This window comes from Mycolicibacterium novocastrense (genome assembly GCF_001570485.1).
In the GTDB taxonomy this organism is placed as follows: domain Bacteria; phylum Actinomycetota; class Actinomycetes; order Mycobacteriales; family Mycobacteriaceae; genus Mycobacterium; species Mycobacterium novocastrense.
Map to the genome: position 1 here is coordinate 1 of NZ_BCTA01000019.1, position 15,246 is coordinate 15,246.

The 15,246-nt window shown below is 67.1% G+C and carries 18 protein-coding genes; 9 read left to right on the plus strand and 9 right to left on the minus strand.

Annotation, left to right across the window (positions count from 1 at the left end; all coding sequences use genetic code 11):
* Positions 1–89: 89 nt before the first annotated feature.
* Positions 90–908, minus strand: a complete 819-nt coding sequence (locus RMCN_RS05635; RefSeq protein ID WP_067387779.1) for an enoyl-CoA hydratase — start codon at positions 906–908, stop codon at positions 90–92.
* 87 nt (positions 909–995) lie between these two features.
* On the opposite strand from RMCN_RS05635, the gene RMCN_RS05640 reads away from it, so the two are divergent.
* Genes RMCN_RS05640 through RMCN_RS05650 form a run of 3 tightly spaced genes read left to right on the plus strand, consistent with a single transcriptional unit; the run spans position 996 to position 3,894 of the window.
* Positions 996–2,087: a CaiB/BaiF CoA transferase family protein gene (locus RMCN_RS05640; protein ID WP_067387780.1), complete on the plus strand. Its 1,092-nt coding sequence runs from the start codon at positions 996–998 to the stop codon at positions 2,085–2,087.
* An 18-nt stretch (positions 2,088–2,105) separates the two neighbouring features.
* Complete coding sequence (locus RMCN_RS05645) at positions 2,106–2,858, plus strand: 3-hydroxyacyl-CoA dehydrogenase (protein WP_064411903.1); 753 nt, start codon at positions 2,106–2,108, stop codon at positions 2,856–2,858.
* A gap of 37 nt (positions 2,859–2,895) precedes the next feature.
* Positions 2,896–3,894 (plus strand): NAD(P)H-dependent flavin oxidoreductase, encoded by a 999-nt coding sequence (locus tag RMCN_RS05650; RefSeq protein ID WP_064411902.1) that lies wholly within the window; start codon positions 2,896–2,898, stop codon positions 3,892–3,894.
* Positions 3,895–4,008: 114 nt separating this feature from the next.
* On the opposite strand, the gene RMCN_RS05655 is transcribed toward RMCN_RS05650, so the two are convergent.
* Entirely contained in the window at positions 4,009–4,161 is a 153-nt protein-coding gene (locus RMCN_RS05655) for a hypothetical protein (RefSeq protein ID WP_165595581.1), read from the minus strand.
* 97 nt (positions 4,162–4,258) lie between these two features.
* Positions 4,259–4,801, minus strand: a complete 543-nt coding sequence (locus RMCN_RS05660; RefSeq protein WP_067387781.1) for a DoxX family protein — start codon at positions 4,799–4,801, stop codon at positions 4,259–4,261.
* 152 nt (positions 4,802–4,953) lie between these two features.
* Here RMCN_RS05660 and RMCN_RS05665 point away from each other — a divergent pair, with 152 nt between their 5' ends.
* The 3 genes from RMCN_RS05665 to RMCN_RS05675 are packed head-to-tail and all read left to right on the plus strand — an operon-like array spanning position 4,954 to position 8,523.
* Positions 4,954–7,230 (plus strand): MMPL family transporter, encoded by a 2,277-nt coding sequence (locus RMCN_RS05665; protein ID WP_067387782.1) that lies wholly within the window; start codon positions 4,954–4,956, stop codon positions 7,228–7,230.
* A complete protein-coding gene (locus RMCN_RS05670; RefSeq protein ID WP_067387783.1) occupies positions 7,227–7,907 on the plus strand; it encodes a TetR/AcrR family transcriptional regulator in 681 nt (226 codons plus the stop codon). The genes RMCN_RS05665 and RMCN_RS05670 overlap by 4 nt, the downstream gene beginning before the upstream one ends.
* Positions 7,888–8,523: a class I SAM-dependent methyltransferase gene (locus RMCN_RS05675; RefSeq protein WP_067387784.1), complete on the plus strand. Its 636-nt coding sequence runs from the start codon at positions 7,888–7,890 to the stop codon at positions 8,521–8,523. The genes RMCN_RS05670 and RMCN_RS05675 overlap by 20 nt, the downstream gene beginning before the upstream one ends.
* Here the strand turns inward: RMCN_RS05675 and RMCN_RS05680 are convergent.
* Positions 8,520–9,233, minus strand: a complete 714-nt coding sequence (locus RMCN_RS05680; protein WP_067387785.1) for an NAD-dependent deacylase — start codon at positions 9,231–9,233, stop codon at positions 8,520–8,522. The genes RMCN_RS05675 and RMCN_RS05680 overlap by 4 nt on opposite strands.
* Before the next feature lie 36 nt (positions 9,234–9,269).
* On the opposite strand from RMCN_RS05680, the gene RMCN_RS05685 reads away from it, so the two are divergent.
* Positions 9,270–9,635 carry an Rv1152 family transcriptional regulator gene (locus RMCN_RS05685; RefSeq protein WP_067387821.1) on the plus strand — a complete coding sequence of 122 codons (366 nt, stop codon included), beginning with the start codon at positions 9,270–9,272 and terminating at the stop codon, positions 9,633–9,635.
* A 24-nt stretch (positions 9,636–9,659) separates the two neighbouring features.
* Here the strand turns inward: RMCN_RS05685 and RMCN_RS05690 are convergent, their stop codons facing one another.
* The 3 genes from RMCN_RS05690 to RMCN_RS05700 are packed head-to-tail and all read right to left on the minus strand — an operon-like array spanning position 9,660 to position 11,883.
* Positions 9,660–10,466, minus strand: a complete 807-nt coding sequence (locus RMCN_RS05690; protein WP_067387822.1) for a class I SAM-dependent methyltransferase — start codon at positions 10,464–10,466, stop codon at positions 9,660–9,662.
* Between the two features lie 59 nt (positions 10,467–10,525).
* Positions 10,526–11,047, minus strand: coding sequence for a DUF1697 domain-containing protein (locus RMCN_RS05695; RefSeq protein ID WP_067387786.1), 522 nt, complete (start codon positions 11,045–11,047; stop codon positions 10,526–10,528).
* Positions 11,047–11,883, minus strand: coding sequence for a class I SAM-dependent methyltransferase (locus RMCN_RS05700; RefSeq protein WP_234787585.1), 837 nt, complete (start codon positions 11,881–11,883; stop codon positions 11,047–11,049). The genes RMCN_RS05695 and RMCN_RS05700 overlap by 1 nt, the downstream gene beginning before the upstream one ends.
* Positions 11,884–11,914: 31 nt before the next feature.
* On the opposite strand from RMCN_RS05700, the gene RMCN_RS05705 reads away from it, so the two are divergent.
* Positions 11,915–12,358: a PPOX class F420-dependent oxidoreductase gene (locus RMCN_RS05705; protein WP_064411894.1), complete on the plus strand. Its 444-nt coding sequence runs from the start codon at positions 11,915–11,917 to the stop codon at positions 12,356–12,358.
* A 40-nt stretch (positions 12,359–12,398) separates the two neighbouring features.
* On the plus strand, positions 12,399–12,566 hold the full coding sequence (locus tag RMCN_RS05710; RefSeq protein WP_110765761.1) for a DUF5302 domain-containing protein: 168 nt from the start codon (positions 12,399–12,401) through the stop codon (positions 12,564–12,566).
* On the opposite strand, the gene RMCN_RS05715 is transcribed toward RMCN_RS05710, so the two are convergent.
* On the minus strand, positions 12,502–13,917 hold the full coding sequence (locus tag RMCN_RS05715; RefSeq protein ID WP_084377200.1) for an acyltransferase family protein: 1,416 nt from the start codon (positions 13,915–13,917) through the stop codon (positions 12,502–12,504). The genes RMCN_RS05710 and RMCN_RS05715 overlap by 65 nt on opposite strands.
* A gap of 99 nt (positions 13,918–14,016) precedes the next feature.
* Entirely contained in the window at positions 14,017–15,237 is a 1,221-nt protein-coding gene (locus RMCN_RS05720) for an MFS transporter (RefSeq protein WP_234787586.1), read from the minus strand.
* Between the last annotated feature and the right edge of the window lie 9 nt (positions 15,238–15,246).

The window sequence follows — 15,246 nt, forward strand, 5'->3', positions numbered from 1 at the left end:
ACCGTAGACAAGTCCAATTATTCCTTGCAGGACAGGCACTTTCGCGTATCTACACCCCGAAACTCACAACATTGCGCGAAAAATCTGGGCTAGAAGTCGGAGAAGTTCGCCTTGCGGCGCTGCTGGAACGCCGTGATGCCCTCGATGAAGTCCGGCGAGGTCAGCAGCTTCAGCTGACCCTCGCGTTCGCGTCCCAGTGCGGGTTCGAACTCGGTCAGCGTGGCCGCGTTGATCGCGTGCTTGGTCTTGCGCAGCGCGACCGCGGGACCGCTTTTCAGCCTGTCGAGCACCTTGTCGACCTCGGCGTCGAACTCATCTGCCGGATAGACCGCGGCGGCCAGGCCCCAGTCGTATGCCTCGCGCGCCGAGACCTTTTCGGCAAGCAGGGCCATCCGGGCCGCGCGGGTACGTCCGACCGCCGCCGCCACCAGCGCCGAGGCGCCGCCGTCGGGCATCAGCCCGATCTTGGTGAACGCCAGCATGAAATACGCGTTGTCCGAAGCCAATACGACATCCGAAGCCAGTGCCAGCGAGACGCCGACGCCGGCCGCCGCACCGTGCACGGCCGCGACCACAGGCTGGGGCAGGTTGACGATCGCGCGGACCGCATCGTTGGCGGCGTCGAGCACCGAGGCCGGGCCGTCGACACTCTTCTGCGCCTGGTCGTCGTCGCCGATGCCCGCGCCCGAACAGAAGCCGCGACCCGCGCCGCCGAGTCGCACGACCTTGACCCGCCGATCGGTGGCCGCCGTATTGAGAGTGTCGGCGATACGGACCAGCATCTCGCGGTTCAGCGAGTTGAGGCTGTCGGGCCGGTTCAGCGTCACCGAAAGCACACCGTCGGCGAGGTCGACCGTCAAAGCGTCGATGCCGGTATATGTGGGTGCGCCCGAATCCAGCGTTGTCATGGCTGCACCCTAGAACCGGACGACTTGGTTATACAAGTAAGCTATGTCGGCGATCCGGAAGCGATTGTCCAACGAAGGGCGGTAAGCATGGCGGGACCTCTGCACGGGCTGCGGGTGATCGAACTCGCGAGCATCGGACCCGGCCCGCACGCGGCGATGATCCTCGGTGATCTCGGCGCCGACGTCGTCCGCATCGAGCGACCGGGCAAGCTCGGGGGAATTCCGACGAGCAAGCGCGAGGCCGCCCTGCGCAATCGGCGTTCCGTCGCCGCCGACCTCAAGAGCGACGAGGGCCGCGAACTCGTGTTGCGGCTGGTCGCGAAGGCCGACGTGCTGATCGAGGGGCTGCGCCCCGGTGTCACCGAACGCCTGGGTCTCGGGCCGGAGGACTGCGCGAAGGTCAACGAGCGGCTGATCTACGGGCGCATGACGGGCTGGGGCCAGACCGGGCCGCGGCGCCTGCAGGCCGGCCACGACATCAACTACATCTCGCTCAACGGTGTGCTGCACTCGATCGGCCGGGCGGGGGAGCGACCGGTCCCACCGCTGAACCTGACCGGTGACTTCGGCGGCGGCTCGATGTTCCTGCTCGTCGGCATCCTTTCCGCGCTGTGGGAACGCCAGACGTCGGGCAAGGGTCAGGTGGTCGACGCGGCGATGATCGACGGCTCCAGCGTGCTGGCGCAGATGATCTGGGGCTTCCTGCAAGACGGGTTGTGGACCGACCAGCGCGGGGTCAACATCCTCGACGGCGGCGCGCCCTACTACGACACCTACACCTGCGCCGACGGCCGCTACATCGCGGTCGGGTGCATCGAACCGCAGTTCTACGCCGAGTTCCTCAAGGGCCTGGGCCTGGAGAACGCCGACCTGCCCGACCAGAACGACGCGAGCCGCTGGCCGGAGCTGCGAGCGAAGCTCAGCGAGGTCATCGCGAGCAAGGACCGCGACCACTGGGCCAAGGTGTTCGCCGACAGCGACGCCTGCGTGACCCCGGTGCTGTCGTTCAGCGAGGTCGAGTCCGAACCGCACGTCACCGAGCGCAACACCTTCTATCGCGACGGTGAGCACCTGCAACCGATGCCCGCGCCGCGGTTCTCCCGAAGCGTGCCGCCGGCACCGACACCACCCGGCCAAGCCGGAGCTGACACCGAAGCCGTCTTACGAGACTGGGCCTAGAGAAAGGAACACCCTCAAGTGGAGATCAAGGACGCCGTAGCCGTCGTCACCGGTGGTGCATCGGGCCTCGGCCTGGCCACCACCAAACGCCTGCTCGACAGGGGCGCATCGGTGGTCGTCATCGACCTCAAGGGCGAAGAGGCGGTCAAGGAACTCGGTGACCGCGCCCAGTTCGTCGAGACCAACGTGACCGATCCGGACGCCGTCAGCGCGGCGCTGGACGCGGCCGAGAAGATGGGCCCGCTGCGCATCAACGTCAACTGCGCGGGCATCGGCAACGCGATCAAGACGTTGAGCAAGGACGGGCCGTTCCCGCTCGACGGCTTCAAGAAGGTCATCGAGGTCAACCTGATCGGCACGTTCAACGTGCTGCGGCTGGCCGCCGAGCGGATCGCGAAGACCGAGCCCATCAACGGCGAGCGTGGCGTCATCATCAACACCGCGTCGGTCGCGGCGTTCGAGGGCCAGATCGGGCAGGCCGCCTACTCCGCGTCCAAGGGTGGGGTGGTCGGTATGACCTTGCCGATCGCGCGTGACCTGTCGCGTGAGTTCATCCGCGTCGTCACCATTGCGCCGGGTCTGTTCAAGACCCCGCTGCTGGGTTCGCTGCCGGAAGAGGCGCAGGCCTCGCTGGGCAAGCAGGTGCCGCATCCGGCGCGCCTGGGCGATCCCGACGAGTACGGCGCGCTGGCCGTGCACATCGTCGAGAATCCGATGCTCAACGGTGAAGTGATCCGCCTGGATGGCGCGATCCGGATGGCGCCCCGATGAGCGCTTGCGCGAAGAGAAAAGGACCGAGGTAGACGCGATGGGTATCAGGACGAAGTTCACCGAGACGTTCGGAATCGAGCATCCCATCGTGCAGGGCGGGATGCAGTGGGTCGGCCGCGCGGAACTCGTTGCGGCCGTGGCCAATGCGGGTGCGCTCGGCTTCATCACCGCGTTGACCCAGCCGACGCCGGCCGATCTGGCCAAGGAGATCGCCAAGTGCCGCGATCTGACCGACAAGCCGTTCGGGGTCAACCTGACGATTCTGCCGACGATCAACCCGCCGCCGTATGACGAGTACCGGCAGGTGATCGTCGACTCGGGCATCAAGATCGTCGAGACCGCGGGCTCCAACCCCGCGCCGCATCTGCCGATGTTCCACGACAACGGGATCAAGGTGCTGCACAAGTGCACCTCGGTGCGGCATGCGGTCAAGGCGCAGAGCCTCGGCGTCGACGGCATCAGCATCGACGGCTTCGAGTGCGCGGGCCATCCCGGCGAGGACGACATCCCGGGCCTGGTGCTGATCCCGGCGGCGTCGGCCAAGATCGAGATCCCGATGATCGCCTCCGGCGGGTTCGCCGACGCGCGCGGTCTGGTCGCCGCATTGGCGCTGGGCGCTGACGGCATCAACATGGGTTCGCGGTTCATGTGCACCGTCGAATCGGCGATCCACCAGAACGTCAAGGAAGCGATCGTGGCGGGCACCGAGCTCGACACCGAGCTGATCTTCCGGCCGCTGCGCAACACGGCCCGCGTGGCCAGCAACGCGGTGTCGCGTGAGGTCGTGGAGATCCTCAACCGCGGCGGTCAGTTCGAGGACGTCAAGGACCTGGTCGCCGGCTCGCGGGGCGTGAAGGTCTACGAGATCGGCGACCTCGACGCCGGCATCTGGAGCGTGGGCACCGCGATGGGCCTGATCAACGACATCCCGACCTGCGGGGATCTGGTCGCGCGCATCGTCGACGAGGCCGAGGAGATCATCAGCGGCCGGCTCAGCGACATGATCGCCGATGACGAAGAAGAGAACGTGGCTTAGGAACGGGATCGGATTTAGCGGGCGGGTTCAGCAAGAAAGCAGCAACAGAACCGGCTCGGGCGCTTGAGGGCCCGACCGTCGGAGCGAATGCGCGACCCCTCGGCGCGCGTTCGTTCAGACGGCGGTGCGCAGGGTGTGCTCGTCGTCGAGCTGCTCCGAGGTGTCGCCTTCTACCAGGACGTCGCCGTGGTAGAGCGCCTCGAAGTCGACCTTGATGACATCGGCACTGGTGTCGTCGATCCACATGTACTCGACAGTAAGTGTCACCTCTAAGGAATCTTTGAGTCACGATTCGGAATACTGTGGCAATTCTTACCGCCAAGTAGGGTCGCGGACTACTCGCCAGTAGTGATTTGCTGACCAGCTACGTGCCGGCGGTGAAGTGGATGGGGTTGGTGCCGAGCAGCGCCACCCAGGTCAGGATCGCCGCGGCGAACGCCACGACCAGCAGGCCGACGCCGACGCGCCGTCCCCACGACACCCGGCCCAACACCTTGGCGTCGAGCGAGTAGGCGCCGGCCCCGAGGAACAGCAGCGCTGCGGCACCGACGCCGATCAGGAACGGCGCGTTGAACGGTTCGGACCAGAAAGCCGACTGCGACACGTTGACGGCCCACGCGTCGACCATCGCCGCGATCACCGCACACGCGGCCAGCGGCGTCAGCGCACCGAAGATGAGGCCCAGGCCACCGAGCGTCTCGGCCGCCGTGACCATGAACGCGGCCAGTCCGGGCAACCGCCACCCGGCGGAGTCCATGAAGCCGACGGTGGTGCTGAAATCGAAGGCCTTGATGAGGCCCGCCTGAAGAATCGCCGCACCGATGCCGATTCTCAGGATGAGCAGGCCGATGTCCGTCGCGGTGTCGCGTGTGGTGGTGGCGGCGGTGGCCGCGTCCGTCGTGGTCATGCCGATTACGACTACCAGGAATGCCGCAACTCATCGCGAGAATCGCACTTGAACGCCGCGGGTTCGTGTTTCGTGTGTCCTGAAGGGGCGTTGACGGCGCTGACTTATCGTTGTTAAGTTATCGGCGTTAGTCCGAGCCGAGAGGACGCGGAGTGCTGCAAAGAGTCGCACACCTGGCCATAGCGGCGCCTCGGCGCATCATCGCGACAGCGGTCCTGGTGATGGTCGCGTGCGGCATATTCGGTATCCCCGTCGCCAAGCACCTTTCCGCCGGCGGGTTCCAGGACCCGACGTCGGAGTCGGCTGAGGCCACCCAGCTCTTGGTCGACACGTTCGGTCAGGGCGACATGGAGCTGATTCTCAGCGTGCACTCCGACGAGGGCGCGCAGAGCCCGCGGGCCCGTGCCGTCGGCGAGGAGCTTGCCGCCGAACTGCGGGCCTCGCCGTCGGTCGTCGGAATGACCTCGCTGTGGAGCGCACCGCCGACCGCGGCGCCCGCGCTGATCAGTGAGGACGGGAAGACCGGGCTGATCGTCGCCGGGATCACCGGCGGTGAGAGCGGCGCGCAGAAGCATGCGAAGGAACTCACCGAGCGACTCGTGCACGACCGCGACGGCGTCACCGTGCGCGCCGGCGGCGAGGCCATGATCTACGTGCAGATCAACGGGCAGAGCGAACGCGACCTCCTCAAGATGGAGGCGATCGCGATCCCGCTGTGCTTCGTGGCGCTGGTGTGGGTGTTCGGGGGTCTGCTCGCCGCCGCGTTGCCGTTGGCCATCGGTGGTTTCGCGATCCTGGGTTCGATGGCGGTGCTGCGCGGCGTCACCCACCTCACAGACGTTTCGATCTTCGCGCTGAACCTCACCGTCGCAATGGGTTTGGCGCTCGCTATCGATTACACGCTGTTGATCATCAGCAGGTACCGCGACGAGATCGCCGACGGGGCGCAACCTGATGCGGCGTTGGTGCGCACCATGGTGACCGCCGGGCGCACCGTGCTGTTCTCGGCGATGACGGTCGCGCTGTCCATGGTCGCGATGGTGTTGTTTCCGATGTACTTCCTGAAGTCGTTCGCGTACGCGGGAATCGCGGTGGTGACGTTTGCGGCCCTCGCCGCGGTGGTGGTGGCGCCCGCGGCGATCGTGCTGCTCGGGGATCGGTTGGACGCGCTTGATGTGCGGCGGTTCGGTCGCCGGCTCGTCGGCAGACCGGAGCCGGTGCGCAAACCCGTCGAGCAGACGTTCTGGTACCGCTGCACGAAAGTCGTGATGCGCCGGGCACTTCCGATCGGACTCGCGATCGTCACGTTGCTGCTGGTGCTCGGCGCGCCGTTCCTCAACGCGCGTTGGGGGTTCCCCGACGAGCGGGTGCTGCCTCAGTCCGCGTCGGCGCGGCAGGTCGGCGACGAGCTACGCAACAACTTCGCCGTCGACTCGGCCCGCAACGTCACGGTCGTCATACCGGACACCCGGGATCTCACGCCCGCGATGGTGGACCGCTACGCGGCAGACCTCTCGCGGGTCGGCGACGTGTCGTCGGTGTCGGCTCCCGGCGGCACGTTCGTCGACGGCAAGTCGATCGGCCCGCCGTCGGCCGCTACCGGCGTCAAGGACGACAGCGCGTTCCTCACCGTGGCCAGTGAGGCGCCGTTGTTCAGCGATGCCTCCGAAGCGCAGCTCGACCGGCTGGAGGCGGTGCGCACTCCCGGCGATGTTCCGGTGCTGCTGACGGGCACCGCACAGGTGAACCGCGACAGTGCCTCGGCGATCACGTCGCGCCTGCCGCTGGTGCTCGGGGTGATCGGGGCCATCACCTTCGTGCTGCTCTTCCTGCTCACCGGGAGCGTGGTGCTGCCGGTGAAGGCGTTGATACTCAACGTCTTGTCTTTGACGGCGGCGTTCGGTGCGCTGGTGTGGATCTTCCAAGAAGGCCATCTCGGCGCACTGGGCACCACACCGACCGGGACCCTGGTGGCGAACATGCCGGTGTTGCTGTTCTGCATCGCATTCGGGCTGTCGATGGATTACGAAGTCTTCTTGGTATCCCGCATCCGCGAGTTCTGGCTGCAGTCCGGCAACGACCCGGCGATGTCCGCTCGTGCGCGCAACGACGAGAGCGTGGCGCTCGGCCTGGCGAAGACCGGGCGTGTCGTGACGGCGGCGGCGCTGTTGATGTCGATCTCGTTCGCGGCGCTGATCGCGGCCGAGGTCGCGTTCATGCGGATGTTCGGCGTCGGGTTGACGCTGGCGGTGCTGGCCGATGCGACGCTGGTGCGGATGGGTTTGGTGCCGGCGTTCATGCATCTGCTCGGACGGTGGAACTGGTGGTCGCCCAAGCCGTTGACCAGACTGCACGAACGGATCGGCTTCAGCGAATCCGCTGAACCATCGCGCGCCGAAGGCTCGATCCAGCCGGCGGGTTCGCGATGAAACGGCGACGCGCCCCGCGGGGGTCCGGTGAGCAGCTGCGTGACGAGATCCTCGACGCCACCACCGATCTGCTGCTCGAGTCGGGCAATGCGAAAGAGGTGTCGATCCGGTCGGTGGCGCAGCGGGTGGGCGTGACCCCGCCGTCGATCTACCTGCACTTCGCCGACAAGGACGCGCTGCTTGACGCGGTGTGCGCACGGTACTTCGAGAAACTCGACGAGGAGATGCAAAGTGTGGCGGCCGGGCAGCCCTCGACCATCGAGGTGCTGCGCGCGCAGGGGTTGGCGTATGTGCGGTTCGCGATGAAAACCCCTGAGCTGTACCGCATTGCGACGATGGGGGAGAGCCGGCCGGGCAGCGACGTGGATGTGGCGTTGAACAGCTCGGCATTCGTGCACCTGCGCACCGCGGTCGAGGGACTGATGGCGGAGGGAACCTATCCGCCGGGCGACTCGACCGCGACGGCGCTGGAGTTGATGACCGTCGCGCACGGGGTGGCCGCCATGCTGATCTCCAAGCCGTACCTACCGTGGGGGGATGTCGAGGACTTCGCCGACCGGGTGCTGACGGCCGTGTGTCTCGGTCACATCACCCGGGGGGCGGTGGACCTCGACGCGCCACCACCGCAAACCGTCGCTCAGTTGAAGGGAATGCTTCATGTCGGACACGGTCGATAACCCGTTTTTCGCTCGGTTGTGGACGGTGATGTCCACCCACGAGACCGACGCCATCCGGCAACTCCGCCGGCAGAACCTCGCCGGCCTGTCGGGACGGGTTCTGGAGGTCGGTGCGGGTACCGGGACGAACTTCGAGTTCTACCCCGACACGGTGCGCGAGGTGGTGGCCGTCGAGCCCGAACGCCGTCTCGCCGAACAGGCCCATCGGACCGCGGTCGGAGCCCGCGTGCCCGTCACCGTCAGCACCGACACCGTGGAGCACTTCGTGGCCAACCGCAGCGAGGTCTTCGACGCGATCGTCTGCTCGCTGGTGCTGTGCTCGATCGATGATCCCGATACTGTTCTGCGCCAGCTGCTTTCGTTACTGCGGCCCGGCGGTGAGCTGCGCTATCTCGAGCACATCGCCAGCGAGGGCGGCCGCGGGCGGCTGCAGAGGATCGCCGACGCGACGGTGTGGCCGCGGCTGCTCGGGAACTGCCACACCCACCGCCACACCGAACAGAGCATCGTGGGTGCGGGGTTCGAGGTCGAGGGTGCTCGGCGGGAATGGACGATGCCGAGGTGGGTGCCGCTGCCGGTCGCCGAGTTCGCGATCGGCCGCGCGGTCAGGCCCTAACCGAGTAGGGCCGGGAGCCGCTGCAGCAGCTTCGGCAGCGCGCTGGCCGCCGTCTCGCGCACGGACGCCGTCGCGGAGTCGGACAGCGGTGTGCGTTCCGGGTTGACCTCGATGACCGGGATGCCATTGGCCAGTGCGATCTCGGGCAGGCCCGCCGCGGGATAGACGATCGACGAGGTGCCGACGACGATCACCAGGTCGGCGCCGCTGACCGCCTCAACCGATCGCTGCCACGCGTCCTCGGGCAGCGCCTCGCCGAACCAGACCACGTTGGGCCTGATGAGGCCGCCGCATTCGCACCGCGGCGGGTCGACGGTCTCCACCGGTTCGGGCATCGCCGGCAGCTCACCGGAATATGTCTGCCGGCAGCGATCGCAGTGGAACTCGAACAGGCTCCCGTGCACGTGGTAGACCTTCTTGCTGCCCGCTCGCTCATGCAGGTCGTCGACGTTCTGGGTGACGACGTGCACGTCGGCGTAATCCTGCCAGGCGGCGACGGCCCGGTGGCCGTCGTTCGGGTGTACAGCGCTCATCATGTAGTGACGCCACAGATACCACGCCCATACCTTCTCCGGGTGGGCCCGCCACCCTTCCGAGCTGGAGATTTCATAGGGGTCGACCTTCGCCCACAGCCCGGTTTCGGCGTCGCGGAAGGTCGGCACCCCGCTCTCGGCCGAGATGCCCGCACCGCTGAGGACCGTTACCTGCACATGACCAAACTAGCCGCTGTGGGCAATACTGAGCACGTGGCCGAGTTGGGGGATTGGGTACGCATCGACCATCGCGCGTCGGGTGCCTTGTTCGACCAGCTCAGGACGCAGGTCATCGACGGTGTGCGCGACGGCAGACTGCCGCCGGGTACGCGGTTGCCGACGGTGCGCGAGCTGGCCGGTCAGCTCGGTCTCGCGGTGAACACCGTGGCGCGTGCCTACCGCGAGTTGGAGTCGGCGGGAATACTCGAAACCCGCGGGCGTTTCGGCACATTCGTCGCTCATGCCGATCCCGTGGACGGAGCGATGGCCACGGCGGCGACCACGTTCGTATCGGCGGCCAAGGCCCTCGGCGTCGGCAAGGACGACGCGCTGCGATATGTGGAAGCGGCGTTCGGGTAGGCGGCGCGGAACGAGCCGTTCGGCTCAGCCGAATTCGAGCAGGGCGAAGACCGGACGCACGGAATCGAACCACGGAAGCCGCTGAGCCCCCCACATCAGCGCGTTGAGCACCTTGCCGCGCCCCGGCGGCAGCGCGATGTCGTGCACCGCCCGGATCCCGGGGATCTCGTTGACGAGGTTGGCGACCTGCGAGGGCGTCATGTGAAACGGCATGGGTGGGACGCGGTAGCCGAGCGAGGGGCGCAACACGCCCCGGCTGATCAGCCTGGCGAACCACGCCGGGGGCAGCTCGAACAGCATGCGTCCCCCGGGGAAGCGGGCCGCGCACTCGCCGATCAGGCCGAGCGCCTCCTCCGGCTGCAGGTACATCAGCAGACCTTCGGCGGTGATGAACACGCCGTGTTCGGTGTCGACGTGGTCCATCCAGCTGTAGTCGAGCGCCGACTGGGCCAGCATGCGCACCCGCTCCGATGCCGGCAACAGACGTCGGCGCAGTTCGATGACCGGGGGGAGATCGACGGTGAGCCAGGAGAATTCGTGTCCCACATCGGCGGCGTCGATTCGATAGAAGCTGGTCTGGAGCCCCTCGGCGAGCGCCACCACCGTGGCGCGAGGATGGTCGCCGAGGTAGCGCCGCGTCTCGCGGTCGAACGCCAGCGCCCGCACCGCCATGTCCTGGCGGCGTGAGAGGCCGAATTTGGAGAAGTCGAAGTCGATGGAGTCGGCGAGCTGGACGGCCATCGGGTCGTCGATCACTCCGTCCGGTCGACGCGCCTCCGTGGCCCGCACGTTGAGCGTCATCAGCGCGGTCTCGGACACACCGGTCAGCATGGTGGCATCGGCCTTGGCGGACGAGGCGTTCGGTTCGGGACTCACCTGCTCGAATCTACCTAGCGCAGGACTTTGTCCAACGTGCGCAGGTTCCTGGTGGTGGTCGACGACTTGTACCGCTTCTTGCCCATGGTCTTGCCGATGGTGCTGTCGAGCGTTGCGGCCTTGGGCACCTGCCAGTAGACGACGCCCTCGCCGCGCTCGATCTTCTCCCCGGGGGTGGCTTGCTCGGCCAGGCCGGCGAGCTCGTCGAGCACGTGTTCGTCGGTCACGAACGTGACGTAGGAGTGGTGGCCGGAGACCTCGCGCTCGAAGGGGTAGGCGCGCGAGATCGCGGCGACGGTGTCGATCGGGTACGCCAGCACCCAGGCGTCGTACCCGAAGGTGTCGCGCAAGGCCTTCTCGGCCTTCTTCCGCACCGTCTCGACTCCCGACCCGCTGTCGAACAGGATGTTTCCGCTGGCGAGAATCGTTCGTACCGAACGGAATCCGACTCCCTCGAAGGCCTTCGCGACGTCGGCCATCTTGAGATTGACGCCACCGACGTTGACGCCGCGTAGGAAAGCCGCATAGCGCGTCATCAGCCGAACTCCAGCAGGGTGTGGCTGGGTCGGCCCTTGCGCAGGAACCCGACGCGGTCCCACGCCGGCGAGGCCAGCACCTTGTACAGCCCACGCCCCGGCACCATGGCGAGGTCGTGTGCGGCGCGTACACCGGGAATGCGCCCGGCCAGCGCGACAGCCTCGTCGGGGGTCAGCGCGAAGGGCATCGGTGGGGTGACGTAACGGTCGGACAGCTTCAGTTTGCCGCGCACCGTGCGTCGACTGAACCAGGGCGGCACGGAGTCGAACATCATCCGCCCCCCGGGAAAGCGCGCCGCGCAGTCGCGGATCAGACCGAGTGCGTCGTCGGGGTCCAGATACATCAGCAGGCCCTCGGCGGTGATGAACACACCGTTCGACGCGTCGATGTGGTCCATCCAGCTGCGGTCCAGCGCTGACTGCGCCAGCGAAACGATCCGGTCATCGTGCGGCAACAGCTTCTCGCGCAGGGCCACGATGGGTGGGAGATCGACTGAATACCAGGTCAATTCGTCGGCGACGCCCTGTCTCTGCAGACGCCAGAAGCTGGTCTGCAGACCTTCGGCGAGCGCAACCACCGAAGCTTTCGGATGGGTGGTCAAATACTCGCGAGTGGCGGCGTCGAACGCGAGGGCCCGGACGGCGTGCGACTGGTTGGGCTTGCCGAATTTGCCGTAGTCGTAGTCGATGGCGTCGAACAGCGTGACGGCCCACGGGTCGCGGAGTATCCCGTCGGATCGCTTGGCCTCGCTGGCGCGGAAGTACAGCGTCCACAGCGCGGTCGCAGATACGCCTTCGAGCACGTTGCCGTCGATTCGGGGTGCAGGACCGGTCACATCTCGATGGTAGAGACGTAGGCTGACGAGCATGGGACGCCACGTGTTCGACGACAAGCTGCTCGCCTTGATCGGCGGAAACTCGCTGGGCGTCCTGGCGACCATCAAACGCGACGGCCGCCCGCAATTGTCGAACGTGTCGTACTACTTCGACTCGCGCGCGTTGACCATCCAGGTGTCGATCACCGAGCCGCGGGCCAAGACCCGCAACCTGCGACGCGACCCGCGCGCATCACTTCACGTCAGCTCGGACGACGGTTGGTCCTACGCGGTTGCCGAGGGCGACGCGACACTCACACCGCCGGCGGCGTCACCTGACGACGACACCGTCGAGGCGCTGATCGCGTTGTACCGCAACATCGCCGGCGAACATCCCGACTGGGACGACTACCGGCGCGCGATGGTCGACGACCGCCGGGTGGTGATGACGCTGCCGATCAGCCACGTCTACGGCATGCCGCCCGGCAAGCGATAAAGCAGGCGACGGGCGCCGGCTCTCGGGCTAGGCTGCCGTCATGTCTGAGACACCGGAAGATGACACCAAGCGCAAGTTCCGGGAGGCGCTGGAGCGCAAGAAGGCCAAGTCGGCCGGCGGCGGCAACCACAAGGACGGCGGCGCTAAGCAGTCGCGCGCGCATGGACCGGTTGAGCATCGCCGGGAGTTTCGGCGCAAGAGCGGCTAGGCGGACGACGATCTAGCGGCGAGGTACGAGCCGCGTTGTGGGGGTACCTCCCGCTTGCGGGGGAGAGTTCGCCATCAAATGCGAGGCCACGCGCGACGACAAGCGCGGTCAACATCACCACCACGCACAGCAGGCCCTGGTCCTTCAGTCCCCAACCCACCGAGGCCAGTGTGGCTGCGCCCGCGGTGCAGAGCAGGACACCGACTGTCGCGCTGCGCACACCGGGCTCGGCGAGGAATCCGCCGTCCCACAACGGTAACGGGTCGTTCTCCAGTGGGCGCAGCGTCACGAACATCAGCGCAACCACCGTGGCCATGATCAGCACCTGCAGAACCGACAACGGGATGAAGTTCGGGGCGGCCGGGTCGAAGCGCGGGTAGCCCAGATAGTCGAACGCCAGGTGCATCATCAGCAGCGCGGGCATGTGCCACAGGTACAGCGTCATGGCACCGGTGTTGCCGATCGCGGTCAGCCACCACACCCGCGGCCGCCGCGCCCAGCGCGCGATCGCCGGCATGGCAGCAATAACGAAGGCGCACATCATGATTGCGTGGCCAGCCAGGAGAAGCGACGGCGGCGTCATGTTCTTGAGCTGCTGGGTTTCGATACCGACCAGGCTCAGCTCGTAAGGTCCGAACATCACCAATGCCAGGTTGACCGCCAGCATCACGACACCCACGGCGACCGCCACCCGCGCGCTCAGCAGTGCGCGTCGATAGCCGACGGCGAGCATGCCCGGAATCAGCCAGGCGGTCAGATTCAGGTAGCCCAGCCCGGCCCAGCCGTCAACGTTGATCCGCATCGCGTCAACGACGGCTATGAACCCGTAGGCGGCGGCGACTGCGGCCACCAGCCGGCCTGCGGTGGTGATGCGGGCCAACACCGGCACCGCAGCGAGCACCAACACGTAGGCGCCCAGAAACCACAACAACTGGATCGAGATTCCGGCGACGGGTTCGTAGACGTGTTGGGGCAGCACGAGTCGCAGAGCGATCAGCGCGACGGCCCAGAAAGCGAGGTAATAGAACACGGGCCGGTAGAGCCGGGTGCAGCGGCGCAGCAGCCAGTTACCCCAACTGCTGCCGGGCTTCCAACTCTCGACGCTGGCGGCCACGCCCGCGAAGAAGAACAGCGGCATGATTTGAAACACCCAGGTGAGCGCCTGAAGAACGGGCGATGCGGTGAGCAGGTTGCTCCAGATGAACACGTCGTCGCGCAGGGTGCTGGTGGCCATCACGGTGTGGCCGATCACCACCCCGAGCAACGACACGATGCGGATGACGTCGATCGCACGGTCACGGGACACCGGGGTTGCCGCCTCGACGTCGGCTGGGGTCGGAAACATCGTCATGTGATCGATCGTCGGGGCGGGGGTGGCGTCGCGCATGAGTAGAAGCACTCAAAGGGTTGCCGGCCGCGCATCTCCGCCGGAGCCAAGTCGATCGGCTGATTACGCGCCGGACGCCGCCGTGCGCGTTTCCCGTGCGTCTCTTGCCTCGCGCAGCAGGATCGCCACCAGGCAGATGCTCGACAGAACCGCGACCGCCACGGCGAAACTCACGCCCGCCGTGCGTAATCCCCAGGTGTCGGCGGCCAGACCCTCGCCGACAACGGGTAGCGAGATGGCCACGTAGCCGATGGCGAAGTAGGTCGAGTTGACCTCGGCGCGGCGTTCGGCCGGGCTGCGCTCGGAGATGGCGGCCAGGCCTCGGCTGAAGCTCATGCCTTGGCCCGCACCCGACACCACGGCGGCCGCGACGAGCCCGATCAGCGACGAGAGTTGAAGTGCGACTGCGAGAATCGCCATCCCGGCGACCAAGATTGCGCAGCCGATTGCGAGCGCCCGCTGCGGTCGCATGGTGTTGGTGACGATCTGCGTCAGGGCGGACGCGGCGAAGATCGAACCGGCGATGAGTCCGGCGACTGCCTGGTTGTCGATACCGACGACCTCGGTCACGAAGGAGGGCGCCACGGCGGCGAACAGGCCAGTGACCGCGAATCCGGCGAATCCCGCGATCGCGGCGAGGATGAACACCGAACGCACCTCGGGAGGTACCGCCAGACGCTGCAGTGCGATGCGTCCGGACCGTGGCGAGGTCTCCGGCACCAGCAGCACCGCCACGCCCGCCAGCGCCGCCAGCACGATGTGCACGATGAAGCTCAGGTGCAGCGGCATCGGGGCGTACTCGACCAGCACGCCGGCCAGCATCGGACCGGCCCCGAGCCCGCCGATGTTGGCGACGGTCGCGACCGCGGCGGCCCTGCTGCGCCAGTGCGGCGGCGCGGCCTCGATGACCGCCGCGGTGGCCGTCCCGGTGAAGACACCCGCGGACAGTCCGGAGAACACGCGCCCGACAACCAACAGCGGCACGGAATCAGCGACGACGAACACCCCGGCACTGATCAGCGCCGCGACGACCCCGCCGAGCAGCAGCGGACGCCTGCCGATCGCATCGGACCACCGTCCGAACGCCAGCAGTGCGAACAGCACACCGCCCGCATAGGCCGCGTAGACGACGGTGGTGGTCACCACCGAGAACTGCATCTGCTCGCCGTAGAGGGCATACATCGGTGTCGGCATCGTGGTGCCGAGCATGATCGCGGCGAACGCGTATGCCAGCAGCGGGAAAGCCAGGCGTTGGGCGGTCACGCGGGTCGGAGCCTCAGACACGTCGCGGGG

Bases quoted from the DNA above. Each gene is read 5' to 3' on its own strand.
- RMCN_RS05675 (WP_067387784.1), top strand. From the start codon at position 7,888: ATGTCGGACACGGTCGATAACCCGTTTTTCGCTCGGTTGTGGACGGTG.
- RMCN_RS05715 (WP_084377200.1), bottom strand. From the start codon at position 13,917: ATGACGATGTTTCCGACCCCAGCCGACGTCGAGGCGGCAACCCCGGTG.
- RMCN_RS05695 (WP_067387786.1), bottom strand. From the start codon at position 11,047: ATGACGCGCTATGCGGCTTTCCTACGCGGCGTCAACGTCGGTGGCGTC.
- RMCN_RS05635 (WP_067387779.1), bottom strand. From the start codon at position 908: ATGACAACGCTGGATTCGGGCGCACCCACATATACCGGCATCGACGCT.
- RMCN_RS05660 (WP_067387781.1), bottom strand. From the start codon at position 4,801: ATGACCACGACGGACGCGGCCACCGCCGCCACCACCACACGCGACACC.
- RMCN_RS05690 (WP_067387822.1), bottom strand. From the start codon at position 10,466: ATGCTGACCGGTGTGTCCGAGACCGCGCTGATGACGCTCAACGTGCGG.
- RMCN_RS05640 (WP_067387780.1), top strand. From the start codon at position 996: ATGGCGGGACCTCTGCACGGGCTGCGGGTGATCGAACTCGCGAGCATC.
- RMCN_RS05670 (WP_067387783.1), top strand. From the start codon at position 7,227: ATGAAACGGCGACGCGCCCCGCGGGGGTCCGGTGAGCAGCTGCGTGAC.
- RMCN_RS05650 (WP_064411902.1), top strand. From the start codon at position 2,896: ATGGGTATCAGGACGAAGTTCACCGAGACGTTCGGAATCGAGCATCCC.
- RMCN_RS05710 (WP_110765761.1), top strand. From the start codon at position 12,399: ATGTCTGAGACACCGGAAGATGACACCAAGCGCAAGTTCCGGGAGGCG.
- RMCN_RS05705 (WP_064411894.1), top strand. From the start codon at position 11,915: ATGGGACGCCACGTGTTCGACGACAAGCTGCTCGCCTTGATCGGCGGA.